The organism is Rathayibacter sp. AY1C2 (genome assembly GCF_002931195.1).
In the GTDB taxonomy this organism is placed as follows: domain Bacteria; phylum Actinomycetota; class Actinomycetes; order Actinomycetales; family Microbacteriaceae; genus Rathayibacter.
In genome coordinates this window covers 1-23171 of sequence record NZ_PSWG01000013.1, presented here as the reverse complement: position 1 = coordinate 23171, position 23171 = coordinate 1, and the positions used below count along the sequence as shown (strand labels likewise).

Below are 23171 nucleotides of genomic sequence, written 5' to 3'. Positions count from 1 at the left end.
TGGCGCCGAGGTGGCGGAGGCTAGGCCTTCGCGACCTTCAGCATGTATCCGAATCCTCGCTTGGTCTGGATGAGCGATTCCTCCGAATGCGTGTCGAGCTTACGTCGCAGGTACGAGATGTAGGACTCGACGATGCCCGCATCGCCGTTGAAGTCGTACTCCCACACGTGGTCGAGGATCTGCGCCTTGCTGAGCACCCGGTTCGGGTTGAGCATCAGGTAGCGGAGCAGCTTGAACTCGGTGGGGCTGAGCTCCACCGGCTCGTCGCCGACGAGGACCTCGTGCGTGTCCTGGTCCATCGTCAGCTCGCCGGCCCGGATGACCGCGTCCTCCTCGGCGTGCATGGTGCGGCGGAGGATCGCCTTGATGCGCGCGACGATCTCGTCGAGGCTGAACGGCTTCGTGACGTAGTCGTCACCGCCGACGGTGAGGCCCGTGATCTTGTCCTCGGTGTCGTCCTTCGCCGTGAGGAAGAGGATGGGGGAGGTGTATCCGGCCGAGCGGAGGCGCTTGGTCACGCCGAATCCGTTCATGTCCGGGAGCATCACGTCGAGGATGATCAGGTCCGGCTCCTCCTCGAGGACCGCCGAGATCGCCTGGGCCCCGTTGCCGACCGCACGCACGGCGAAGCCGGCGAAGCGGAGGCTCGTGGTGAGCAGGTCTCTGATGTTGGGCTCGTCGTCGACGATGAGAATGCGGGGTCCGTCCATGCAGGACAGTATCTGGCCGTCGGCTGTACGGAGTCTGGGAGTCGGTTGTCCGGGCGCTCGGTGCCGGCTCGGCGGCGGGGAACGCCGGATCGGAGGCGGTGCGGCGGGAGGAGAGCGCGTCCGATCAGGACTGCGCGCGGCGGCGCCGGACCCCCACGATGAGCATCGCGATCATCATGAGGAACGCGATGGGCAGGCCCACCAGCGGCACAGCGAAGACGAACTGCCAGAACGGGCCGGCGTACTCGCGGATCCCGAGCGCGGGGGCGACCAGGATCGCGAGGAACGCGAGGACCGTCACGACGATGATCGCGATGAACATGTAGGCGAGCGTGCGCTCCGCGCGTCCGACGCCCGCCGGCTCCTGTGGCTTCACCCGTCAAGGATAGGGCGGCCCCGGTCGACTAAACTGATGGCTGCTTCATTTCCAGGAGGGGTCTGCATGCCTACCGGCAAGGTCAAGTTCTATGACGAGGAGAAGGGCTTCGGCTTCATCAGCACTGATGACGGCCAGGAGGTCTTCCTGCACGCTTCCGCGCTGCCCTCCGGGACCGCGGTCAAGGCCGGCACCCGCCTCGAGTTCGGCATCGCCGACGGCAAGCGCGGGGCGCAGGCGCTCTCGGCGCGCGTCCTCGACGCCCCGCCGAGCCTGGTGAAGCTCAACCGGAAGTCCGCGGACGACATGTCCGTGATCGTGGAGGACACGGTCAAGCTGCTCGACGGGATCGGCGCCGGGCTCAAGCGCGGCCGCTACCCCGACAAGGCGCACGGGCGCACGATCGCGGCGCTCCTGCGCCGGGTTGCGGACGAGCTGGATGCCTGACGCCGACGACACGACCGACGAGCAGGGCCCGGTCGAGGAGACCGTCGCCGCTCCGACCCCGGAGGACGCTCGCGTGGAGCAGTCCTCGGGAGAGGGCGTCTCCGGCGCCGAGCCCGACGCGACTCCCGCCGATTCTGACTCCTCCGCTGAGGACGCGCGCGGAGCCGACGAGGAGACCGACGCTGACCAGGCGGCTCCTGTCGACGAGGCTACCTCCGGCGAGGGTGAGAGCGACGCCGCCCTCCCTGTACCCGAGGCTCCTGGCGAGGACTCCGCCTCTGCGGAGGAGACTCCTCCGGCCGACGATGTCGCCGCTGAGGCGGGGGCTCCCGGCGCGGACACGGCTTCTGCTGCAGTGCCGACTCCTGCTGAGGACGCGGCGCTTGCTGACGATGCGGTTCCTGCTGACGACGCGGTTCCTGCTGACGACGCGGGAACACCTGAGGGCTCGGCTCCTGCTCAGGACATGGCTCCTGCTGACGACTCGGCTCCTGCTGAGGATGCGGCTCCTGCTGAGGACGGGGCTCCTGCTGAGGATGCGACTTCTGCTGAGGATTCCGGCCCCGTCGCCGACGACCGTTCCGAGGCCGACGACGACGCTTCCCCGGGGGAGGCGGACGAGGCCGCCGCGGACGAGGCTCCCGAGCCCGTCTACGAGGCGGACGCCGTGCTCGCGGGGTCTCTCGATGTCGCTCGCGCCGCGCTCGCCGAGATCGCCCCCGAGGGGACGATCGGCGAGCTGGTCACGACTCTGGCGCAGGGCGAGCACGTCGTGTCGCTGCAGTTCGCGAACCTCATGCGCGGGTACCCGGGTTGGCTGTGGACGGCGACGCTCTCCCGGATCGACGAGAACGAGGACGTGAACGTCCTGGAGGTCGAGCTGCTGCCGGGTGAGGGCGCGGTCCTCGCTCCGGACTGGGTGCCGTGGTCCGTGCGTCTGGCCGATTACCAGACCGCGCAGGACGCGCTCGGCGAGGAGGTCGAGGACGCGGACGACGACGAGCTCGAGGACGCCGAGGAAGACGACCTCGACGACGAGTCGGAGGACGACTCCGACGAGGACGAGGGCGACTCGGACGACGACGACGATCCGGTCGACGACGACGACTCGGACGACGATTCCGACGGCGACGACTCGGACGACGAGGACTCGGACGAGGACGACTCCGACGACCCGGACGACGACCCCGACGACGAGGACTCCGACGACGTCGAGCCCGAGCCCGCCCCCGCCCCGACGACCCGTCGCCGTCGACGTCGCCGCTGATCCGTTCCGGCGCCGCCCGATGAGCATCGACTCCGACACCCGCATCGCTTATCCCGACGGCGCCGTGCGCTCCTCCGGGCGCGTGCAGCACGTGGGCCGGCTGGAGGACGGCCGCTGGGCGGTCGTCCTCGATGCGACCTCCGCTCACCCCGTCGACCCGACCTGGCCCGACCAGGGGCCCGACCGCGGCGCGCTGGTCGTGGCGGGGGAGCGGCATCCCCTCATCGACTGCCGCATCGGGGCGTGGCAGGGCGGCGAGCTGCACGTCGGCGAGCGGCTCCCGGCGCGGCTCGGCACTCCGGAGTGGAGCTTCGTCGTCGTCCAGATCGTCGACGACGCCTCCTCACTCCACGTGGACGACGAGGTCGACGTCGAGGTCGACGCGGAGCACCGGCACGAGCTCTCCCGTGGGCACACCGCCTGCCACCTCGCCTCCCTCGCCCTGAACGCCGCTCTGGCCTCGTTCTGGTCGAAGCCGGCGCGCACCGATGCTCTCGGGAACCCGGACTTCGACCAGGCGGCGATCCAGACCTCGCGGATCCGCGAGTCCGGCTCCACCGACGTCTACCGCCTCGGCAAGTCCCTCCGACGCAGCGGGATGGACACCGCCCGCCTGCTGGCGGAGATCCTCGAGGTGCAGGAGCGGGTGAACGCCCTCCTCGCCGAGTGGATCGCCTCGGACGCGGAGGTGCGCATCGAGCGCGACGACGACCTCCTCAGCACGCGGCGGACATGGCGCTGCACCCTCCCCGCGGGGGACGCCGCGATCGCGTGCGGTGGCACCCACGTCGAGCGCCTCGGCGAGTTCACCGGCCTGCGCGTCCGTCTCGAGCCCGAGGCCGACGGCACCGGACTCCGGATGGAGACCGACGCGGTCTAGCGGCGGTTGCGGCTGTAGAACAGCCCGATCGTGCCGAGGACCAGTCCGATCACGACGGTCGACAGGACGACCGGCTCGATGACGGCTCCGACGGCCGTCGCCACGAGCACGGCCACGAGCGCGACCGCCCAGACGACGCACCCGACCAGCAGAGCCGTCGCGTCGTCGCTCGCGTAGGGCGGCGGCGCGGGCCGCCGCTCCTCCTCGCGCAGCCACAGCCGCATGGCGTGCCTCAGACCGCCAGGCGCTCGAGGACGTGGTCGATGCAGCCGAGCAGCGAGCGGACGTCGTCCGGCTCGATCGCGACGAACGTCGCCACGCGCAGCTGGTTGCGGCCGAGCTTGCGGTACGGCTCCGTGTCGACGATCCCGTTCGCGCGGAGGATCTTCGCGACGAGAGCGGCATCGACGGAGGCGTCGAAGTCGACGGTCGCGACGACCTGGGAGCGGTGCTCGGGCACCTCGACGAACGGGGTGGCGAGGCTCGAGGCCTCGGCCCAGTCGTAGATCGCGGAGGAGGACTCGGCCGTGCGCGCCGACGCCCAGGCCAGGCCGCCCGAGGCGTTCATCCACTCGAGCTGCGACTCCATCAGCAGGAGGGTCGAGAGCGCCGGAGTGTTCAGCGTCTGGTTCAGGCGCGAGTTGTCGACGGCGTTCTTGAGGCTGAGGAACTCGGGGATGTAGCGGCCGCTCGCCGCGATGCGCTCGATCCGCTCGATCGCGGCGGGGGAGAAGAGGCCGAACCAGAGTCCGCCGTCGGAGGCGAAGTTCTTCTGCGGGGCGAAGTAGTAGACGTCGGCCTCGGCGATGTCGACGTCGATGCCGCCCGCCGCGCTGGTGGCGTCGATGACGGTGAGCGCGCCCTCGTCGCCGCGGACCCGGCGGACCGGGGCCATCACTCCGGTGCTCGTCTCGTTGTGGGGCCACGCGTACACGTCGATCCCCTCGACGATCTCGACCTCGCTCCGGGACCCCGCGGGGGCGGAGACGACGTGGGCCGGCTCGAGGAACGGCGCGGAGGCGGCGGCCGCGAACTTCTGGCCGAACTCGCCGAACGTGAGGTTCTCGGCGCGGCGCTCGATGAGGGAGAAGGCGGCGGCGTCCCAGAAGGCGGTCGAGCCGCCGTTGCCCAGCAGGACCTCGTAGCCGTCGGGGATGCGGAAGAGCGTGGCGAGATGCTCGCGCACGCGCCCGACGAGGTCCTTGACGGGCGCCTGGCGGTGCGAGGTCCCGAGGAGGTGCGCGCCCTGCGTCGCGAGGTGGGCGAGCTGGTCGTGCCGCACCTTGGACGGGCCGCAGCCGAACCGTCCGTCGTGGGGGAGCAGCTCGCGAGGAATGGTGAGGTCCGGCATGCGTTAATACTAGGGTTCCCGGCCCGCACCCCTCCTCCGAGCGACGGAGGCCTGAGTCGCGCCGCAGCGCCGATGCTGCGTCGTGGCGACCACTAGGGTGGAGCGCGCCGAGACGGGAAGGCTGAGATGACGGATCTGATCGACACCACCGAGATGTACCTGCGCACCATCCTCGAGCTCGAGGAGGAGAACATCATCCCGCTGCGCGCGCGCATCTCGGAGCGGCTCAGCCACTCCGGGCCGACCGTGTCGCAGACCGTCGGTCGCATGGAGCGCGACGGCCTCGTCGTCGTCTCGGGCGACCGCCACCTCGAGCTCACCTCCGACGGCCGCCGCAAGGCGATCCACGTCATGCGCAAGCACCGCCTCGCCGAGCGGCTCCTCCACGACGTCATCAAGCTCGACTGGGAGTTCGTGCACGAGGAGGCCTGCCGCTGGGAGCACGTGATGAGCGAGCAGGTCGAGCGCCGTCTCCTCGAGATGCTCGACCACCCGACGGAGTCGCCCTACGGCAACCCGATCCCGGGCCTGGACGAGCTCGGCGACACCCCCGCCTCCCGCTTCGCCGACGGCGTCATCAGCCTGCCGCGCTTCGTCGCCGGGTTGAGCGAGCCCCGCCGCGGCGTCGTCCGACGCCTCGGCGAGCCGGCGCAGGTCGATCCGGAGCTCCTCCTCCAGCTCAAGCAGGCCGGGGTCGTGCCCGGTGCCGAGGGCGAGTTCTCGGCCCTCAACGGCTACGTGCTCGCGCGCATGGACGGAGCCGAGGCGGGCATCGAGCTGCCCAACGAGGTCGCGGCGCACATCTTCCTCGTCGTCTGACCCCCGCCTCCCTGGGAGTGGCCCGTACGGGCCCCTACCGCATCCGGTGACCGGAGGCGAATGGGAGAGCGGTCTCTTTCCGCCGAGAAGGTGACAAATCGGTAACGGTCGCTTACGCTCTGTGGAGCCCTGCGGCCGAGCCTCGGTCCCAGGGCGCGGGATCCGACGCCCCCACACCCGTCTCGGATCCTGTGCACACCGATGCTTCGTGCATGAGACGGGACAGCTGCCTGGGCTGAGGGGACGTCGGAGGATCTCCCCCTTGCCCCAGAACCCTCTTATCCCGAACGAGGACGCCGGCTCACCCGACCGGTTCCGCTCCAACCACCCCGACCGCTCCGGCGACGCGACCTTCGAGAACCGGCCCCCGGTCATCCGCGCCCGGATCCACGGGGACGCACCCGTCCCCCGTCGCGCCGTTCCCGCAGCTCCTGCCCGCCGCGCGGACATCACCGACTTCGTGCCGTCGCCGGCCGGGACCCCGCGCAAGCGCAGGGGCCGTGTCGTCGGCAAGGTCGCGATGGTCGGCTTCGCCGGCGCGCTGGTCGCGACGATGGCGCTCCCCGCCTACGCCTTCACTCCGGGCAGCCAGGACGACGGCCTGTTCGCGGCGTCGCGGGCCGACCTCCTCCGTCAGGGCTCCGCGCAGACCGTCGCCGTCGACGGCGGAGTGGTGCAGGCCGCGATCGCCCGCGACGGCTTCTCGGCCGAGGCGGCGCCCCCGCCGCCCGCACCGGAGCCCGAGCCCGTCGTGGTCGCCGAGCCCGTCGTCGACACGAGCGACGTCGCCGAGGCGCGCGCCGAGACCGCCGAGGAGTTCAACTCCTACTCCGGCGCCTCGGCCAGCGAAATCGCGGCCGCCGCCCCGACCACCAGCTACAGCCTCTCGGCCGTGTTCGACACGGCGATGCAGTACCAGGGCGTGCCCTACGTCTTCGGCGGAGCCGACCCGAGCGGCTTCGACTGCTCCGGCTTCGTGATGTACGTCTTCGCGCAGTACGGCATCTCGATGCCGCACTCGGCCGCGGGCCAGGGCGCCATGGGCACCCCCGTCTCGCTCGCCGACGCGCAGCCCGGCGACCTCGTCATCATGGACGGCCACGACGGCTTCTACGCGGGCAACGGCAACATCCTGCACGCGCCGTACGAGGGCGCGAGCGTCCGCGTGCAGCCGCTGTGGACCTCCGACTACCGGATCGTGCGCATCAACGGCTGATCCGGTCGATCCGCTCTCGTCGTCCCGCCGTGTGAACGCCGCGTGACGAATCCGGACCGACCCCTGGTGTTCCGGGCGTGAAGGGTTAACCTGAACCCCAGTCCGCTCGCGTGGCGAGCGGATCGATTCGTCGAGGGACGGAGTGCCGGGATGGCCGAGCGGAGCGGGCGCCACAGCGTGGGGCTGCGCTCGCGCGTGCGGCCGGCCGATTCGATACGCGCGCGGGTCCTCACCGCGGCGGTGCACTCCTCCGACACGCGGATACGACTCCACGTCATCGCGCGGCACTCCGCCGCGGCCTCGCAGGGCGCCGTCATCACGACGGCGCCCTTGCTCGTGGTCGCGGTGCCTTCGCGCGACGGCGTGCGACAGCACGGAGGTCACTGATGCGCACTCTGGTTCTCAACGCCGGCTACGAGCCGCTCGCGGTGGTGTCGTTCAAGCGGGCCCTGGTCCTGCTGATGACGGAGAAGGCGACCGTGATCGCCGCGGACGAGGGCAATCCGGTGCACAGCGCGCACGGCGACCACGTGCGGCCCTCGGTGATCGTGCTGACCCGGTACGTGCGCATCCCGAGCGGCCGGAGCGTGCCGGTGTCGCGCCGGGGCGTGCTCCGCCGGGACAACCACCGCTGCGGCTACTGCGGTCAGCACGCGGCGACGATCGACCACATCCAGCCCAAGTCGCGCGGGGGCCGGGACACGTGGGAGAACCTCGTCGCCTGCTGCCAGCGCTGCAACAACGTCAAGAGCGACCGCACCCCGCACGAGATGGGATGGCGTCTGCGCACCGTCCCCCGGATGCCGCGCGCCGGCTCCTGGCTCGTGCGCGGCGCGGAGCGGACGCAGCCCGACTGGGACGACTACCTGGCTCCCGCCGCCTGACGGGCCGCGGTCGCGCCGCTGGCGGCGTTGTCGTCGGGCGCGATAGCCGGTATCGCTCCCTCCTCCGCCTTGCCAGCGCCTGACGGGCCGCGGTCGCGCCGCTGGCGGCGTTGTCGTCGGGCGCGATACCGCCGGTATCGCTTCCTCCTCCGCCTTGCCAGCGACACGACCGCGACCCGTCAGGAGAGGGGCGTGGGGTGCGGCCCAGCGTTACTCGTTGTCGTTGCCGGTGTTGGCGCTGGCGTTGCCGGAGCGCTCGCCGGCCCAGGTCCAGTTCGCGACCTCGGGGATGTCCTCGCCGTGCTCGCGGGTGTAGGCGCGGGCGCGGATGCGGGCGTCCTGCATCTCCTGGCGGAGACCGGCGGCGCGGGCGCCGAGGCCGGGGGTCCGGTCGATGACGTCGATCACCAGCGAGTAGCGGTCGAGGTCGTTGAGCATCACCATGTCGAAGGGAGTGGTGGTGGTGCCGTTCTCCTTGTACCCGCGCACGTGCAGGTTGCCGTGGCCGGTCCGCTTGTAGGTCAGGCGGTGGATCAGCCACGGATAGCCGTGGTACGCGAACACGATCGGGCGGTCGGGGGTGAAGACCGCGTCGAACTCGCGGTCGGAGAGGCCGTGCGGGTGCTCCGACTCCGACATCAGGCGCATCAGATCGACCACGTTGACCGTGCGGATCGCGAGGTCCGGCAGCGTCTCGCGGAGGATGCTCACCGCCGCGAGGGTCTCGAGGGTCGGCACGTCGCCCGCGCAGGCGAGCACGACGTCCGGGGACTCGCCCTGCCGCTCGCTGCTCGCCCACTCCAGGATGCCGAGTCCGCGCGTGCAGTGGGCGACCGCCTCCGCCATCGTGAGCCACTGGGGCGAGGGCTGCTTGCCGGCGACGACCACGTTGACGTAGTCCACGCTCCGGAGGCAGTGGTCGTAGGTCGAGAGGAGCGTGTTCGCGTCGAAGGGCAGGTAGACGCGCACGACCTCGGGCTTCTTGTTGACGACGTGGTCGATGAAGCCGGGGTCCTGGTGGCTGAAGCCGTTGTGGTCCTGGCGCCAGACGTGGCTCGAGAGCAGGTAGTTGAGGCTCGCGATCGGGCGGCGCCACTCGATGTCGCGGGTGCCGTCCAGCCACTTCGCGTGCTGGTTGAACATCGAGTCGATGATGTGGATGAACGCCTCGTAGCAGGTGAAGAGCCCGTGGCGGCCGGTGAGCAGGTAGCCCTCCAGCCAGCCCTGGCACTGGTGCTCCGAGAGCACCTCCATGACCCGCCCGGCGCGGGCCAGGTGGTCGTCGAGGGGGCTGAGCTCGGCGTCCCACTGCTTGTCGGTGGCGGCGTAGACGGACTGCAGCCGGTTGCTCGCGACCTCGTCCGGCCCGAAGAGGCGGAAGTTGGTCGGGTTGGCGCGGATGACGTCGGCGAGCCATTCGCCGAGCACCTTCGTCGCCTCCGCGACGGTGCCACCCGGCTGCTCGACGACGACCTCGTAGCGGCGGAAGTCGGGCAGGTCGAGGGTCTGCCGCAGCAGCCCGCCGTTCGCGTGCGGGGTCGCGCTCATCCGCAGCTCGCCCTCGGGGGCCAGCGAGCGGACGCGGTCGACCACGCCGCCCTCCTCGGTGAAGAGCTCCTCGGGCCGGTAGGAGCGGAGCCAGTCCTCGAGGAGGCGGGTGTGCGCCTCGGTGTCGCGGGCGTTGGGCAGCGGGACCTGGTGCGAGCGGTAGGTGCCCTCCACCTGGACGCCGTCGATCTCGGTCGGGCAGGTCCAGCCCTTCGGGGTCTTCAGCACGATCATCGGCCAGGCCGGGCGTGAGAGGTCGCCGGCTGCGGCGCGCTCCTTGATCGCCGCGATGCGGTCGAGCACCGTGTCCAGGACGTCGGCGAACCGCTCGTGCACGCGCATCGGGTCCTCGCCGTCGAAGCCGCCCTCGACGAGGAACGGCTCGTGGCCGTAGCCCCGGAGGAGGCTGTCGAGCTCCTCCTGCGGGATGCGGGCGAGGACGGTCGGGTTCGCGATCTTCCAGCCGTTGAGGTGCAGGATCGGCAGGACGACGCCGTCGGTGAGCGGGTTCACGAACTTGTTGGAGTGCCAGCTGGTGGCGAGCGGGCCGGTCTCGGCCTCGCCGTCGCCGACGACCGCCGCGACCAGGAGGTCCGGGTTGTCGAAGGCCGCTCCGTACGCGTGGCTCAGCGCGTAGCCGAGCTCTCCGCCCTCGTGGATGCTGCCCGGAGTCTCGGGGGCGGCGTGGCTTGGGATGCCCCCGGGGAAGCTGAACTGGCGGAAGAGGCGGCGCAGCCCCTCCTCCGACTGGTCGATGTGGGAGTAGATCTCGCTGTAGGTGCCGTCGAGGTAGGCGTTGGCGACCATGCCCGGTCCGCCGTGGCCGGGACCGGTGATGTAGAGGGTCGGCTGGCGGCGCTCGCGGATCGCGCGGTTCAGGTGCGCGTAGATCAGGTTGAGGCCGGGGGTGGTGCCCCAGTGGCCGAGCAGGCGGGGCTTGATGTCCTCGCGGCTCAACGGGGTCTTCAGGAGCGGGTTCGCGAGCAGGTAGATCTGCCCGACCGCGAGGTAGTTCGCGGCGCGCCACCAGGCGTCGACCGTGTCGAGAGTGTCCTGGGTCAGCTCGGCGTCGGCGGGTCGCGCGATCCAGCTGTGCTCGGGGACGGGAAGGAGAGACGGAGCGGGGGAGTCGGCCATGTGCCCACGCTGGCATCCGGACGCCCGGGGCGGAAGGGCCTTGCAGGCCCGGCTCAGGAGGGGGTCAGCCGCGCGGCGTCGCCCGGCGGAGGACCAGCGAGCCGACCGCCGTCAGCAGGGCGGCGGGGACGAGGAGCAGAGCGGCGGCTCCGGCGGTGCCCGCGCTCTCGAGGACGTCCACCACGACCGGCCGGCCGCCGGCGAGAGCGACGACGACGACCACCGCGAGTGCCGCCGCTCCGAGGACGAGGAGGAAGGCCGTCACTCCGCGCTCCCGCCAGCGGAGGAAGACCGCGCCCGCTGCTCCGCCGAGGGCGAAGGCGGTGAGGAGCGAGCAGAGCAGGACGACGAAGCGCTCGAGCCACGGGCCGTCGAGGGGAGAGGCGAGGAAGAGCGCGCCGCCCAGCCACCAGCCCCCGGTCGCCTCCTCGATCGCCCCGAGGGCCACGACGATCGCGGACCAGAGCACGGACAGTGCCGCGAAGGCGAGGGCGCTGCCGAGGACGTGGTCGCGCCGGGTCGCTCCGTAGCTCAGCGCCAGCCCGAAGGTGGCGGTCGTGGCCTGGATGGAGCCGATGAAGAGGAAGACGACGATCAGCATCCCCGGCCCCACGAGGAGGATGCCGGAGTCGCCGCCGCCCCGCTCGGCCCCGATCCCGCGGAGGACGAGCCACCAGATCACGAGGTTGCCGGCGAGGACGGCGAGCAGGACGAGCAGTGGCCAGCCGAGGACCGTCCCGGGGTGGGCGAGGTGGAGTCTCAGAATTGAGAGGATCCTCCGCGGGGAGGCAAAGCGGCGGGCGGCGGCGGTCATGGTCGGTCCTTCCGGATCGGTGGCGGTGGTGTCAGCTGCTGCGCGGGGTGGCGCGGCGGAGGATCGCCCAGCCCGCGACTCCGGCGATCGCGGTCGGGATGAGCGAGAGGGCGTAGCCGCCCGCGTATCCGACGCTCCCGAAGAAGGAGCCGACGGCGGGCCAGTTCTCGGTGAGCGTGAGGAGGGTGATCACGGCCAGCAGGAGGGCGCCGAGGATCCCGAAGAAGAGCAGCATCCCGCGCTGGCGCCAGCGCACGTAGACCGCCGCCGTCGCCGCTCCGATGAAGAAGAAGAAGAGCAGGGCGCAGAGCACCGCGACAGCCTGCTCGCCCACGGAGTCCCCGCCGAAGTAGATCGAGCGGAAGAAGCTGCCGCCGAAGCCCCAGCCGTCGGTCGCCCGCTCCACGATCCCGAGGACCACGAAGACGCCGGTGTAGAAGACCGAGAGGGCGACGAAGGTGAGGGCCGTGCCGAGGGAGAAGTCGCGGCGGGTGGCGCCGTAGCCGAGGGCGAGGCCGAAGGTGACGTTCACCGACTGGACGGCCACGACCATCATGTAGACGAAGAGGAAGAAGGACGCGCCGGAGTAGGTCATCCCCTCCTGCGCCTCGAGGCGCTCGCCGGAGTCGAGCCCGCGGAGGATCAGCCACCAGACGACCAGGTTGCCCGCCAGGATGACGGCCGTGATGATCAGCGGCGTGTAGAGGATGGTGGCGGGGTTCGCGAAGTGCAGGCGGACGATGCTGCCGAGGCGGCCGGCGGCGGTGTCGTGGCGCGCGGGGGCGCCGGTGAGGGCGGTCATTCCGAGGCCTTCCCGGTGGTGAGCTGGACGACGAGCTGCTGGAGGGGGACGGACTCGAGTTCGAGCCCGTGGCGGGCGGCGGAGGCGCGGCCGGCGTCGTCGAGCCGGGGGAGCGTGGCCGAGGCGCGGCTGCCGAGAGCGGAGCGGGCGATGACCTCGCGGCCGGCGGTGAACGACTCGACGGCCTGCCGGGGTCCGATGACCGTTGCCGCAGCACCCCGCAGCTCCTCCGCGTCACTGTCGACGACGAGGCGGCCCTGATCGATGACGAGGACGTGCTCGAGCAGGCTGCTGACCTCGTCGATGAGGTGGGTGGAGAGGACGACCGTGCGCGGGTGCTCGGCGAAGTCCTGGAGGAGGCGGTCGTAGAACAGCTGCCGGGCGACGGCGTCCAGCCCCAGGTACGGCTCGTCGAAGAACGTGAGCGGGGCGCGGGAGGCGAGACCGACGATCACTCCGATCGCCGAGAGCTGTCCGCGGGAGAGCTTCTTGATCTTGCGGTCGACCGGGAGGCGGAAGTCCTCGACGAGCTCGCGGGCGAACGCCTCGTCCCAGCCGTCGAAGAACCAGGGAGCGCTGCGCAGGACGTGCTTCACCTTGAAGTCGTCGGGGTACTTCTGGCTCTCCTTGATGAAGCAGGTGCGGGAGAGGACGGCGGCGTTCTCCACAGGTGACTGCCCGAAGACGCGGATCTCGCCCGAGCTGGCGAACTCCTGGCCGGTGAGCAGCGACATCAGCGTCGTCTTGCCCGCGCCGTTGCGGCCGAGGAGGCCGTGGATGCGGTTCTCCTCCAGCGCGAAGCCGATGCCGTCGACGGCGCGCATGCGTCCGTAGTGCTTGGTGAGGTCGTGGACCTCGATGACCGCGCTCATCGCGATCCCCCTTCTGTGATCATGTCGGCGAGCTGCTCGGTGCTGAGGCCGAGCTTGGCGGCCTCGGCGAGCAGCGGAGCGACGAACTGGTCGCGGAACTGCGTGCGGCGCTTCTCGACCAGCCGGTCGCGCGCCCCCTCGGCGACGAACATGCCGATCCCCCTCTTCTTGTAGAGCACCCCGTCGTCGACGAGCAGGTTCACGCCCTTGCCGGCGGTGGCCGGATTGATGCGGTGGAACGCGGCGAACTCGTTGGTCGACGGGACCTGCGACTCCTCCGGCAGTGCGCCGTCGATGATGTCGTTCTCGATCTGCTCGGCGATCTGCAGGAAGAGCGGGCGGGAGTCGTCCACGCGGGCTCCTTCGGTGCTGGGTAGGGTGGTTAGTTGGTGTTGTAACTAACCATGGAGGCGGGAGGCGTCCGTGTCAAGAGGTGCGTGCCGCTCGGTCAGCGCGACGAGGCCCGCGGCGTGCTTCGCTGGCGTTGTGGTGAGGCCCTGTCGCCGCTTCGCGGGGGGCGGGGCACGGCGGGTACACTGGCTCGGCCAGCCTCTGTAGCTCAATGGAAGAGCGACTCCGTCCTAAGGAGCAGGTTGGGGGTTCGAGTCCCTCCAGGGGCACCACGATCCGCAATCGGGATCAGTCCATCGGACGACCGCCGCTTTCGCTCCGTCTGACGCCAGCGTCCGCCCCCCGCCCAGCACTCCGAGCTCTGCTCGTCGAGGCGACGACGGTCCGAGCCCTCGATGGTCCTGCCCGGGTGGGGACTCCTCGGCGGCAGGGACGCACGACCGAGGAGCTCCTTCGCGGGTTCTCGGCCGTCCTCGTCCTGAGCCTCTCCATCCAGCGGGACACGTTCGCGGACAGACGGCGCGCGGGTTTCAGTGCGCTGCTCGCGATAGCCGGTCGCATGGCGGCCATCCGCAGGCGGTGGCCGGCGGAATCCGAGACCCCCTTCTCGGCGGGATGTGGCGGGCCGTCCTCCGCCCGCGGTACGTGCGCGAGCTCCTCGATCAGGCGGAGAGCACGGATGCGCTCTCGGAGCGACGCCCAAGGCTCCGAGCGCTCACGGCCTTCTGAGGGCGTCTCGCGGGCCTTCGCTCAGGCGGCGCCGACATGATCGAGGCTGGTACTCGACGGAAGGTTCTCTGTGAGCATGTTCAAGCGCGTTCTCGGCATGGCGTCGAAGGCGCTCGATTCGAAGAGCGGCTCGGGGTCGTCCTCGAGCGGGACGACCGATTGGCGCGACCTGGTGCGCACCGCCGCCGACAAGGTGACGGGCGACTCGCGGAGCGGGCAGGCTCAGCCGCCCCAGCAGTACGGCTCGCCGCAGCGCCCCTCCGCGCGACCCCAGGACGCCCGGCCCGGGCAGCAGCCTGTGGTCACGCAGGAGGACCGCGCGGCGATCGCGCGCTACGACTACCTCCTCCGCACCGCCGACCCGGAGCAGCTCGAGCAGGTCCACCGCGACGCGTTCGCGAAGCTGACGACGGCGCAGCGCACACAGGTCGAGGCGCGGCTCCGCGAGGAGCTGCCCGCGAACGAGCAACCGCGGTCGTCCGCACCCGAGGACCTGGCGCGCGCGGCGACGCGCGGCGAGGCGAACGACCCGGGGTTCCTCAAGAAGATGTTCTCGAAGCCGGGGACCCGCGGCGCCCTCGCGGGTGCCGGCGTCGGAGCGGCGGCGGGCATCGGGCTCGGCGCGGCGGGCGGACTGCTCGCGGCGGTCGCGGGCGGCGCCGTGATCAGCAGCGTCGCCGGTCCGCTGCTCGCGCGGGCGTCCGGCCTCGGCGTGGACTTCGAGAACCTCGCCGGCGGGTTCGGCGATCTGGGCGACTTCGGTGACATCACGGGCGGCGCGGGAGAGTTCGTCTCCGGTGCGGGTGAGCACGTGTCCGGGCTGGGGGAGCAGGTGTCGGAGTTCGGCTCCGACTTCCAGCTGCCGGGGCTCGGCGACCTCGGCAACCTCTTCGACCGCTAGGCGGTCCCGGCCGGAGCGCTCCGGCGGCGGAGGAACGGCGACGCGATCGCGAGCGCCGCTCCGACGACGAGCAGGACGGCGCCCACGATCGCGACGGCGGTCGTCGACCAGTCGGGGAGGTCGACGACCGTCGTGCCGTTGAGGAGCTTCCATTCACAGGCTGCGCCGAGCGGCCACCACGACCAGAAGCCGCGGACGAGCTCTCCCGCTTCGGGCGGGACACCGCCGAGGCTGACGCTGCAGACGTAGTCGAAGCCCTGACGGTCGATGTTCGCGTACTGCAGAGGCACGAGTGCGAGCGCGGCCAGGCCGGCGACGGCGAGGACGAGGCCGGCGATCAGGGCGAGACGGGCGGCCGTGAGGCGCTTCTTCACCGGTGTCGAGGCGGGGGCGGGCGGCGTCTCGGTCATCATCCGATGGTGTCATGAGCGCGGAAGGGCCGGGCGGGGGTGCGCAACTACGGCTGAGACGCGTGCATCGGTCTGATTCAGCGCTTCGCGAGAAAGTCAGCATCCGGTGCGCAAGAGTCGCCGGTGTGCTGGCGCGATCGGATGCCGTCACCAGCGTCCGCCGACCGCCCGCAGCGCGACGGCCAGCATCCCGGCCAGCGCCACCAGGACGGTCGCGATGACGAAGATCCCGGACGAGTAGCCCTCGACCATCAGCGGCAGCACTGCTCCGAGGACGGTCCCGACCTGCGTCACGGCCGTGTATGCGCTGGCGCCCGCGCCGACTCCGCCCCTGCTCGTTCGACCGAGCAGGACCAGGCCGGTGCTCTGAAAGCCGACGCCCACTACGGCGTAGAGCACCTGGGCCAGCAGCAGCACCGGATAGGTGGTCGCGAGGAGCAGGAGCGAGAACGATCCGACCCCGAAGAGGGCGATCACGACGAGGGTGACGGCGCTGCCGCGGGCCGCGCTGAGCCGACCGAGCAGAGGCAGCGCGGCCAACTCCAGTAGAGCCGATATCAGGAACAAAGGAGGCACCTCGGCAGGGCGGAGCCCGGACGAGACAGCGAACAGCGGCAGATAGATCCCCCGAAGGGTGTCGGCCGACTTGAGAAGCGCCACGAGGACAAGCGCAGTGAAGAACGCTCCGCTTCTCGCTCGAGGCGTTCCGACTTCTCCGCCATCGTGCTCGCGCGGGAACGCGCGTCCAGCGAATGGTCTGCAGGTCGCACCGATCATCGTGATGCCGCCGAACACGGAGGCGATCAAGAGAGGATCGAGCCCGAGCGCGGACACGGCCGAGTAGATGACGAGGCCGAGGATGTATCCGCCGACCGTCATCAGCCGAAGACGCGTGACCGCGGCGATCTGTTCGTCGTCACTCAGCTGCGCGGCGACGCGGCCGAAGATCTGCGGGACGATCGTGCTGACGAGGAGCAGGAGAACGCCGCTCAGCATGACGAGCACGAATGTACCTGCGGTCGCGCGGAGTGCAAGGAGGGCGACCGGGACGGCTGCGCAGGTCAGGACCAATGCGCTGCGCGGGTACCCGTGATGGCGAATTGTAGGGACGAGCAGGGTGTTGTAGACGATGGCGGCGGCCGCGTTGACGAGAAAGAACACGGCGATCTCGCCCTTTGAGTGACCGGCCGAGTCGAGGGAGACGGGAACGGCTACGCTCGTGAGGCCTCCGACGGTCGCGTTGCTCAGCAGGGTCAGGGCGACGGATTGTGGGACGCGAGCGCCAGACAGTGGTTCCTCCTTAGTCGCTGACCGGTCTAGTTGGCGCGGGCGGACGAAGGTGGATCCTCGATGTCGCCCGGGTCGTTGCGATCCGAAACTGATGCGCGCCACTGAATATCTCTCACCTAAAAGCCGTCCGACCCTATCCCCGCTGATTGAAATGTCGCGGCGAGACCGCGCCCCAGCAACAGGTCCTTCCCGCACCTCCGGGCCGTGGCCAGAAGATGCTCACCCCACACTGCAGCCAGGGGCGCCATCGCATCGCTCAGGTACACCATGTCGAATTCGCGTTCGGCGAAACCGCATCGGATCCCGATCGCGTTGAGATTGACCGGTCGCCGTGCAGTCGACCAGCCGCTCGGATGTTCGGACGCAATGGGAAAACCCGGCCCGAGCGCGACGACGGACTGTGAATGAGCTACTTCAGACATCAGTCCGACGAAAAGCATCGATGTGTCGTTCGGATGCTGACGAAGGATCTGCAGGTCAGCTCGGCTGTTCGTTGAATCTCGAGCCCACCTCGCGACGCGCTCCCACTCGGGCTGCTCCAATTGCGCCAGGGGCCTGTTGCAGATGAAGAACTCGATTTCCATATCGACACATCGATCGGCCCACTGTTCCAGGTTAGCTCGATTGCTTCTTGCTTGTTCGGCTGTATTTTCGGAGATGCTCGGCAGTTCTACGCCCCACGCGTCCTCTATCCAGTGAAGAGAAAGGCCCATCCGGCATAGCCTGTAGCCGAACTCCACATCTTCGACTCCATAAGTTGAGAAGCGCTCGTCGAAACCGCCCGCGGAGAAGAAATCCGATCGCGCCACTGCAATGTTCCGTCCCCAGTAGAAACGCCAGGGGACCGCCAGCGGAACCCGCCGGACATCGACATCCAACCACTTGTCCGATCTGTAATCAGCGTAGCCGGGCCGCGTAGCCATCTCCATGTGTCTTGTGCGCCAGTCCGGGCCGCTGACAAGAGAACGGAATGCATGGGCATCTTCGCCAGAGAAGTCCCAGCCGTAGGTCGGCCCTGCTGTACTGCGTTTACCGACTTCCACGTTCGCCGCATGGGACTGAATCAGGTTCTCGCCCGCGAGAGTGCCGCAATCGAGGAAGATCAGTGTTCTGCCCCGAGATGCTCGCGCGCCGAGATTCCTTACCGCGCTCAGGCGGAACCCGTCGTCTCGTTGGCGAGTGTATGAGATGTCAATTGCGTGTTCGAAGGCCTTGACGACCGCAACGGTATCGCTCGAAGAGCCGTCGTCTGCGACGATGACCTCATAGGTGAACGACGCCTCTTGTTGCGCTAATGTCGTCAGAGTTCTTCTCAACTCGTCAGGGCGGTCATAGGTCGGAACGACGACTGAAACCTCCGGAGAAACACCGTCTGCTTTCTGCGGGAAGATCAACGGTCCTGACATGCCTTCATCCTTTCTCGCGTACCTGGAGGCATCGCAGAGCCGGCCCTCATTGTACGTTGCGGACTGCACTCCGCGATGACGCGGTAAAGGAGTGATCGCTTCACGTCAGTTCGCTTGTGACTTCGCAATTCGATGTGCGAGACCGTAGCAGGCTGTGCCCTTCGGCGACCAGAGTGTGGCGCGCGTGGCACCCCTCGGGTCGTGAACACCAAGCGCACGCGCAGACGTGGCGCCAAGGCTCGCCCGCTGTCCAGCTCTCACAGAGCCAGGCGCGGCGAGTGTCATTTCGTGCCAGTCGTCGGCGTGGATGGCTGTGGGATATATGTTCATCATCACATCGAACCGACGAAGACCCACACGAAGAGGTGCGGAGTGATTTATCTCGATTCTGCGGCCACGTCTTTTCCCAAGGAGCATCATGTAGTGGACGCCATGAAATCCTATGCTGAACGTGGAACAAGCCCAGGCAGGTCGGGGCACCGGCTATCCGCTTGGGCTGAGGGCCAAGTCTGGGCAGCTCGTGAGTCGCTAGCAGATCTGGTCAAATGCATCGATCCGGAGCGGGTGACCTTCTCGCTGAATGCAACGATGTCTCTCAATGCGGTTGTGCACCACCTGGGCTCGATCGGGGGCCGCGTCCTGACGTCCGCTTTCGAACACAATTCAGTGGTTCGGCCACTTCATGCAGCGGCGCAGGAGGGTTCGGTCAGGCATGAGATCATTCCGCCCTCGACCAGCGGACCGTTCGATCTCGATCGACTGCAGGAGCAACTGCTTGCCGGCGGAGTCGCCGGGGTCATTGTCACCTGGGCCTCCAACGTCTCCGGTTCAGTGCTTCCGATCCGTGAAATCTCTGAAATCTGCAGAGAGGCCGGTGTTTTCATCGCCGTGGATGGGGCGCAGGCGCTTGGGTACCTTGATGTCGACGCGGGTCTTGCGGACGTGCTGGTGTTCGCTGGGCACAAGGGTTTGGGGGGACCTTTGGGTGTTGGTGGCGCTGTTGTCGGAGAAGGTGTCCGGTTGTCGCCTTTCGTCACCGGCGGATCGGGTGGACGTTCTGAAAGTCGGGATCATCCCTGCTGGCTGCCCTGGTCGCAAGAGGCGGGAACACAGAATGGGATCGGAATCGCCGGGTTAGGCGCGGCTCTGAGGCTGTTGGACGGGGCCGAGATCGCCAGAAGGCGGCGTCGAGCAACCGATTTGCGAGAACGATTCGTTACTGGTCTCAGTGGTGGTGGCGCGGTCACCCTCATCGAATCGCCCAGCGCCGAAGAACCTGTCGGAGTGGTGTCGTTCCGGATGAACCGTGTGACCCCGAGTGTTGCTGCTTCGCTCCTCGAAGAACGCTTCGACATTCTCGTTCGCGCCGGACTGCATTGCTCTCCTCTGGCCCACGAGACTCTCGGCACAGGCGATGGCGGGACTGTCCGGGTGAGTTTCGGGCCGAGAACTACGACAAATGAGGTCGATCTAGCACTTGCCGCAGTCCAGTCCATCTCATCGAGTTCGAGCGAAAGGAAATGATGAAGAATGTCGGTCACCTGGGACCCCGAATGCGTCTTCTGCAGGTCGAATCCGCGTCGAGTGTGGGAGGAAGACGGACTCGCGGTCTGTTCTGATCCAGCTCCCCTTCGGCAGGGTCACCTCCTCATCTACACAACCGAGCACTATCCATCGGCCGCAGACATGGATGCGCAGGCGGCAGAGCGGCTCGACGCATTGGAGGCCGACCTCGGTAAGCGCATCTGTGCAGAGTTCGGGGACTACGTTCTGTTCGAGCACGGGCGTACCGGTCACTGTCTTCGAAGTCGTCCTGGAGAGCGCCTCTGTCATCACATGCACGTCCACATGATCCCCGGCGCCCTAGACCTGCGGGGCTATGCAGGAATAGCGCAAGAGATCGAGATCTCATCATGGCGAGACGTCCTAGCCCTTGGTAGCGATGTCGATGGCTACGTTGTCATCGGCAATGCGCACGAAAAGGTCGTCGCGCCATTGACGCGCTCTCTTCCTCCGCATCACCTGCGTACGGTGATCGCGCGAGCGAACGCAACTCCAGATCTCGCCGACTGGGAACTCGCTCTCGCGGGAGAAGAGGTGGGCCTGGTCGCCGCTGCATCGCATTCGACTGTCGTCGCGCTCGTTGAGAATTTTCGGTTTGCGAGGGCGACATGAAGCGCCCCGTTGTACTGCATGTCTCGTGGGGAAGGGGGAACGGCCACGTCACGCGCCTGGTAGCCATAGGTCGGGCTTTTCACTCCGCGGGTTGGGACTGTGTTCTACTCGGTCGGCAGAATGCGGTGCACGATCGATTGGTCTCGAAGGCGGGAATCTTCACGACGGCCTATTACCGCGAAGGTGTCGCAGACATCGACCCATGGGCAGAATGGGGAGATCCTGGCGTGTTCGATAAAGCAGTCGTTGCTGACGTCGCTGTGCTCCAGCGGTTCAGGCCGGACCGGGTGATCAACGATAACCGATTGTCGATGATCGTAGCTTGCGCTTCGCTCTCCATCCCGATCGTCACGCTATGCCAAGACAATCAGCTCGTCGGCTACCGCTATCAGGGCGAGGGAGTGTCCGAGATCTGGACCGGACCGCTCATGGCGGTCAACGAGGCTCTTGGGCGGCGAGGGCTTCCCCTGGTCGATCGAGATGTTCGAGAACTGTTCGAACGCGGGCTGATCGCAATACCGAGTGCGCCGAGTCTTGACGTAATGGAGAGCCGCGTCGGTATGAGAGAAGTGGTTTTCACTGGCGTTCTCGGACCGGTCAAAGCGGGTCTGCATGGATCCGGGTTGCTGTTCTATCGGACGGTAGGAGGAATCGACTCGGAGTTCCTGCACGCTTTCGAGAACTGGGAAGGAGAAATCTATGTGGCGACCGGAGACCAGGCGTCAGCGGATTCATATCGACATGTCCCGGACGCCATCCACGTCGCGGCTCTCTGGGATCTCGAAGAAGTGTTTCCGGAGCTGGCTGCCGTCGTGCATCACGGAGGACATGGAATCGCGACGACGTGCGTGGCATCAGGGGTGCCAGCCGTCATTCTTCCAGGTCACAATCCGGAGAGGCGTTCGAACGGGTATCGGGTGGAGTTGTCGGGGTGGGGGAAGGTGCTCGGTCCACTTTCAGCGGAGGGTACTCGATGGGGCCCGGCCGTCGATGTGACCGGAGACCGTCCTCCGTGGAGCGATGTCCGTGGTGCAGTCGACGCTCTCCGGGCCCCCGACGTCGACGCGGGCGGGTCCGTCGCGTCAGCATCAGAGCTCGTCCGGCTGCTGACATGACGAGGGAGAAGCTCGTCCGAGACGGTGTACCGGCACTGCTTTGGGGTCTCGGTGTCGACGCGCGCTTCAGATCCGTCGATGCCGGCGAGCGGCGGGCCTGGCTCCTGGCGAAGCTGAAGGAGGAATGCGACGAGGTCCTGGCTGCCCCGTCCGTCGAAGAGCTGGCGGACGTCGCGGAAGTCCTGCATGCGCTCGCGTCGGAGCTCGGAGTGGCCTGGAGCGAGGTCGAAGCGGTGCGCGAGAGGAAAGGAGCGGACCGCGGAGTGTTCGACGCCGGAGTCGTGATGCGACTCTCCGAGTAGCACTCTGCTCGCGCGGCGGCGTCGTACCCTCGTCTGCATGGGGTTCGTCTTCTCGCTGCTGATCATCGTCCTGACCGTGCTCGCGCTGGTCGACGTCGTACGGCAGCCGGACAACATCATCAAGAACCTGCCCAAGATCGTGTGGATCCTGCTGATCTTCTTCCTCCCGCTCATCGGCGTCTCGCTGTGGTTCCTGCTCGGGCACGACTGGAAGCGCGGCGACGGCGGATCCTTCGTGCCGGGCGGCCGAGTGCCCCGCCGCCGGAAGCAGGCGCCGCCGCCGATGGTGGTGCGGCCCGCTCCGAAGAGCACCGAGGAGCAGCTCGCCGACCTCGAGCGCGAGGAGGCGCACTACGCGCGGCTCGCCGAGGAGCAGCGTCGCCGCCGCGAGGGTGAGCGGCCGCTCGACGCGTGAGCGGCCGCTCCGGAGGCCGCTACTTCGAGAAGTTCGACGCCGCCCACTGGATCGAGGCGATCTTCGCCTGACCCGCGACGCTCGGGTGGAAGTAGTCGGTGGTCCCGATCAGGCCCCTGGTGACGGGGGTCGCGGTGAGCGCTCCGCCGTCCCAGTCGCAGAGCTGACCGGCGGCGCTGCACGCCGTCTGCAGCGCGGTGTTGTACTGCGTCGTCCGCGTCTTCGCGGCAGCGGCGGAGGCGGCAGCGGCGGTGCTGCTGAGCCTGCGGCCGGTGGAGCTGACGCCGCGCGTGGTCCGGCAGAGGTCGCCGCCCGCCCAGACGAGCGCGCCGACTCCGGTCTTCACGACCGACCACTCGGAGGCCACGTTCGGCATCGACGAGAGGACGATGCGGGCGGAGGGCCACGTGGTGCGGATCTTCGTGATCGCGGCGGAGGCTCCGGTGCGGAACGTGCTCGCCGGGGTCATCGTGTAGCCGTCGGAGGCGACGCGGTTGTCGGGCGAGCAGAGGTCGTTGCCGCCGATGAGCAGGGTGACGACGTCCGGCCGCACGCCGGCGGCGACCGCGGCGTCGATCCGCGAGGGGACCTGCGCGACGACGTCGCCGGTGGTGGCGAAGTTCGCGGTCGTGACGGTGGTGCCGGGGAGCGCGGTCCGCAAGCGGGAGGCGAAGGAGTTCACGGAGGAGCTGGTGCCGGTGGACCAGTTGTTGCGGGGGCAGTCCGCGAAGGAGCCGCAGGTCCCGTAGGCCTGGGTGATGGAGTCGCCGAGGCTCAGCACCGAGAGGGTGGCGGGAGTGGCGGCGGCGGCGGCCTGCGCCGGGAGCAGCGCGGCGGCGAGGGCGAGCGCGGCTCCGACGGCGAGGATGCGCACGCGGCGGCTCGGGGTCGGCGAGCTGCTCCTCGGTGCTCTTCGGAGCGGGCCGCACCACCATCGGCGGCGGCGCCTGCTTC

25 protein-coding genes and 1 tRNA gene are annotated in these 23171 nt (G+C 68.8%); 13 read left to right on the top strand and 13 right to left on the bottom strand.

Going from position 1 to position 23171, the window contains the following annotated elements:
* Nucleotides 1-20 precede the first annotated feature (20 nt).
* Together C5C55_RS10530 and C5C55_RS10525 are read right to left on the bottom strand one after the other, a co-directional pair.
* Nucleotides 21-710: a response regulator transcription factor gene (locus C5C55_RS10530; protein ID WP_055787731.1), complete on the bottom strand. Its 690-nt coding sequence runs from the start codon at nucleotides 708-710 to the stop codon at nucleotides 21-23.
* A gap of 124 nt (nucleotides 711-834) precedes the next feature.
* Nucleotides 835-1086, bottom strand: coding sequence for a hypothetical protein (locus C5C55_RS10525; RefSeq protein WP_244229474.1), 252 nt, complete (start codon nucleotides 1084-1086; stop codon nucleotides 835-837).
* A gap of 66 nt (nucleotides 1087-1152) precedes the next feature.
* Between C5C55_RS10525 and C5C55_RS10520 the strand changes: the two genes are divergently transcribed.
* The 3 genes from C5C55_RS10520 to C5C55_RS10510 are packed head-to-tail and all read left to right on the top strand — an operon-like array spanning nucleotide 1153 to nucleotide 3680.
* On the top strand, nucleotides 1153-1533 hold the full coding sequence (locus C5C55_RS10520; RefSeq protein WP_104224602.1) for a cold-shock protein: 381 nt from the start codon (nucleotides 1153-1155) through the stop codon (nucleotides 1531-1533).
* A complete protein-coding gene (locus C5C55_RS16870; protein ID WP_258067540.1) occupies nucleotides 1526-2800 on the top strand; it encodes a DUF3027 domain-containing protein in 1275 nt (424 codons plus the stop codon). Before C5C55_RS10520 ends, C5C55_RS16870 begins: the two co-directional genes overlap by 8 nt.
* A gap of 19 nt (nucleotides 2801-2819) precedes the next feature.
* Complete coding sequence (locus tag C5C55_RS10510; protein ID WP_104233886.1) at nucleotides 2820-3680, top strand: metal-dependent hydrolase; 861 nt, start codon at nucleotides 2820-2822, stop codon at nucleotides 3678-3680.
* Here C5C55_RS10510 and C5C55_RS10505 read toward each other — a convergent pair.
* Both C5C55_RS10505 and serC read right to left on the bottom strand, forming a co-directional pair.
* Entirely contained in the window at nucleotides 3677-3904 is a 228-nt protein-coding gene (locus tag C5C55_RS10505; RefSeq protein ID WP_104224604.1) for a DUF2530 domain-containing protein, read from the bottom strand. The two genes, C5C55_RS10510 and C5C55_RS10505, sit on opposite strands and share 4 nt — an antisense overlap.
* A gap of 8 nt (nucleotides 3905-3912) precedes the next feature.
* Nucleotides 3913-5031 (bottom strand): phosphoserine transaminase, encoded by a 1119-nt coding sequence (gene serC, locus C5C55_RS10500; protein WP_104224605.1) that lies wholly within the window; start codon nucleotides 5029-5031, stop codon nucleotides 3913-3915.
* Nucleotides 5032-5157: 126 nt separating this feature from the next.
* On the opposite strand from serC, the gene C5C55_RS10495 reads away from it, so the two are divergent.
* From C5C55_RS10495 to C5C55_RS10480, 3 genes are all read left to right on the top strand, one after another.
* Entirely contained in the window at nucleotides 5158-5850 is a 693-nt protein-coding gene (locus tag C5C55_RS10495; RefSeq protein WP_104233885.1) for a metal-dependent transcriptional regulator, read from the top strand.
* 262 nt (nucleotides 5851-6112) lie between these two features.
* Nucleotides 6113-7066, top strand: a complete 954-nt coding sequence (locus C5C55_RS16615) for a C40 family peptidase (protein WP_258067539.1) — start codon at nucleotides 6113-6115, stop codon at nucleotides 7064-7066.
* 386 nt (nucleotides 7067-7452) lie between these two features.
* Entirely contained in the window at nucleotides 7453-7950 is a 498-nt protein-coding gene (locus C5C55_RS10480; protein WP_104224608.1) for an HNH endonuclease, read from the top strand.
* A 210-nt stretch (nucleotides 7951-8160) separates the two neighbouring features.
* Here the strand turns inward: C5C55_RS10480 and C5C55_RS10475 are convergent, their stop codons facing one another.
* The 5 genes from C5C55_RS10475 to C5C55_RS10455 form a co-directional block, all read right to left on the bottom strand.
* Nucleotides 8161-10635 (bottom strand): phosphoketolase, encoded by a 2475-nt coding sequence (locus C5C55_RS10475; RefSeq protein ID WP_104233883.1) that lies wholly within the window; start codon nucleotides 10633-10635, stop codon nucleotides 8161-8163.
* Nucleotides 10636-10699: 64 nt separating this feature from the next.
* A complete protein-coding gene (locus C5C55_RS10470; protein ID WP_104233882.1) occupies nucleotides 10700-11449 on the bottom strand; it encodes a hypothetical protein in 750 nt (249 codons plus the stop codon).
* A 31-nt stretch (nucleotides 11450-11480) separates the two neighbouring features.
* A complete protein-coding gene (locus tag C5C55_RS10465) occupies nucleotides 11481-12251 on the bottom strand; it encodes an ABC transporter permease (RefSeq protein ID WP_104233881.1) in 771 nt (256 codons plus the stop codon).
* Nucleotides 12248-13123 carry an ABC transporter ATP-binding protein gene (locus tag C5C55_RS10460; RefSeq protein WP_104224612.1) on the bottom strand — a complete coding sequence of 292 codons (876 nt, stop codon included), beginning with the start codon at nucleotides 13121-13123 and terminating at the stop codon, nucleotides 12248-12250. Before C5C55_RS10460 ends, C5C55_RS10465 begins: the two co-directional genes overlap by 4 nt.
* Complete coding sequence (locus C5C55_RS10455) at nucleotides 13120-13476, bottom strand: GntR family transcriptional regulator (protein WP_104224613.1); 357 nt, start codon at nucleotides 13474-13476, stop codon at nucleotides 13120-13122. The genes C5C55_RS10460 and C5C55_RS10455 overlap by 4 nt, the downstream gene beginning before the upstream one ends.
* A 195-nt stretch (nucleotides 13477-13671) precedes the next feature.
* On the opposite strand from C5C55_RS10455, the gene C5C55_RS10450 reads away from it, so the two are divergent.
* Nucleotides 13672-13746: transfer RNA gene (locus C5C55_RS10450), tRNA-Arg, on the top strand.
* A gap of 533 nt (nucleotides 13747-14279) precedes the next feature.
* On the top strand, nucleotides 14280-15104 hold the full coding sequence (locus C5C55_RS10445) for a hypothetical protein (RefSeq protein WP_258072538.1): 825 nt from the start codon (nucleotides 14280-14282) through the stop codon (nucleotides 15102-15104).
* Here the strand turns inward: C5C55_RS10445 and C5C55_RS10440 are convergent.
* From C5C55_RS10440 to C5C55_RS10430, 3 genes are all read right to left on the bottom strand, one after another.
* On the bottom strand, nucleotides 15101-15514 hold the full coding sequence (locus C5C55_RS10440; RefSeq protein WP_104339898.1) for a hypothetical protein: 414 nt from the start codon (nucleotides 15512-15514) through the stop codon (nucleotides 15101-15103). The two genes, C5C55_RS10445 and C5C55_RS10440, sit on opposite strands and share 4 nt — an antisense overlap.
* Nucleotides 15515-15661: 147 nt before the next feature.
* A complete protein-coding gene (locus C5C55_RS10435) occupies nucleotides 15662-16906 on the bottom strand; it encodes a hypothetical protein (RefSeq protein WP_146080932.1) in 1245 nt (414 codons plus the stop codon).
* Nucleotides 16907-16920: 14 nt separating this feature from the next.
* Nucleotides 16921-18210, bottom strand: a complete 1290-nt coding sequence (locus tag C5C55_RS10430) for a glycosyltransferase (protein WP_104233878.1) — start codon at nucleotides 18208-18210, stop codon at nucleotides 16921-16923.
* Between the two features lie 372 nt (nucleotides 18211-18582).
* Between C5C55_RS10430 and C5C55_RS10425 the strand changes: the two genes are divergently transcribed.
* From C5C55_RS10425 to C5C55_RS10405, 5 genes are read left to right on the top strand one after another with little or no spacing between them, the layout of a single operon-like run.
* The gene (locus C5C55_RS10425) at nucleotides 18583-19734 is read left to right on the top strand and encodes an aminotransferase class V-fold PLP-dependent enzyme (RefSeq protein ID WP_181065646.1); all 1152 of its coding nucleotides are present in this window, start codon (nucleotides 18583-18585) and stop codon (nucleotides 19732-19734) included.
* A gap of 6 nt (nucleotides 19735-19740) precedes the next feature.
* A complete protein-coding gene (locus C5C55_RS16340) occupies nucleotides 19741-20385 on the top strand; it encodes a hypothetical protein (RefSeq protein ID WP_146076843.1) in 645 nt (214 codons plus the stop codon).
* Nucleotides 20382-21500: a glycosyltransferase gene (locus C5C55_RS16335; RefSeq protein WP_146078809.1), complete on the top strand. Its 1119-nt coding sequence runs from the start codon at nucleotides 20382-20384 to the stop codon at nucleotides 21498-21500. Before C5C55_RS16340 ends, C5C55_RS16335 begins: the two co-directional genes overlap by 4 nt.
* Entirely contained in the window at nucleotides 21497-21802 is a 306-nt protein-coding gene (locus C5C55_RS10410; RefSeq protein WP_104226465.1) for a nucleoside triphosphate pyrophosphohydrolase, read from the top strand. The genes C5C55_RS16335 and C5C55_RS10410 overlap by 4 nt, the downstream gene beginning before the upstream one ends.
* A 37-nt stretch (nucleotides 21803-21839) precedes the next feature.
* Complete coding sequence (locus C5C55_RS10405) at nucleotides 21840-22217, top strand: PLD nuclease N-terminal domain-containing protein (protein WP_104224622.1); 378 nt, start codon at nucleotides 21840-21842, stop codon at nucleotides 22215-22217.
* A 19-nt stretch (nucleotides 22218-22236) separates the two neighbouring features.
* On the opposite strand, the gene C5C55_RS10400 is transcribed toward C5C55_RS10405, so the two are convergent.
* A partial coding sequence (locus C5C55_RS10400) for a GDSL-type esterase/lipase family protein (protein WP_258072537.1) occupies nucleotides 22237-23171 on the bottom strand: 935 nt, incomplete at its 5' end.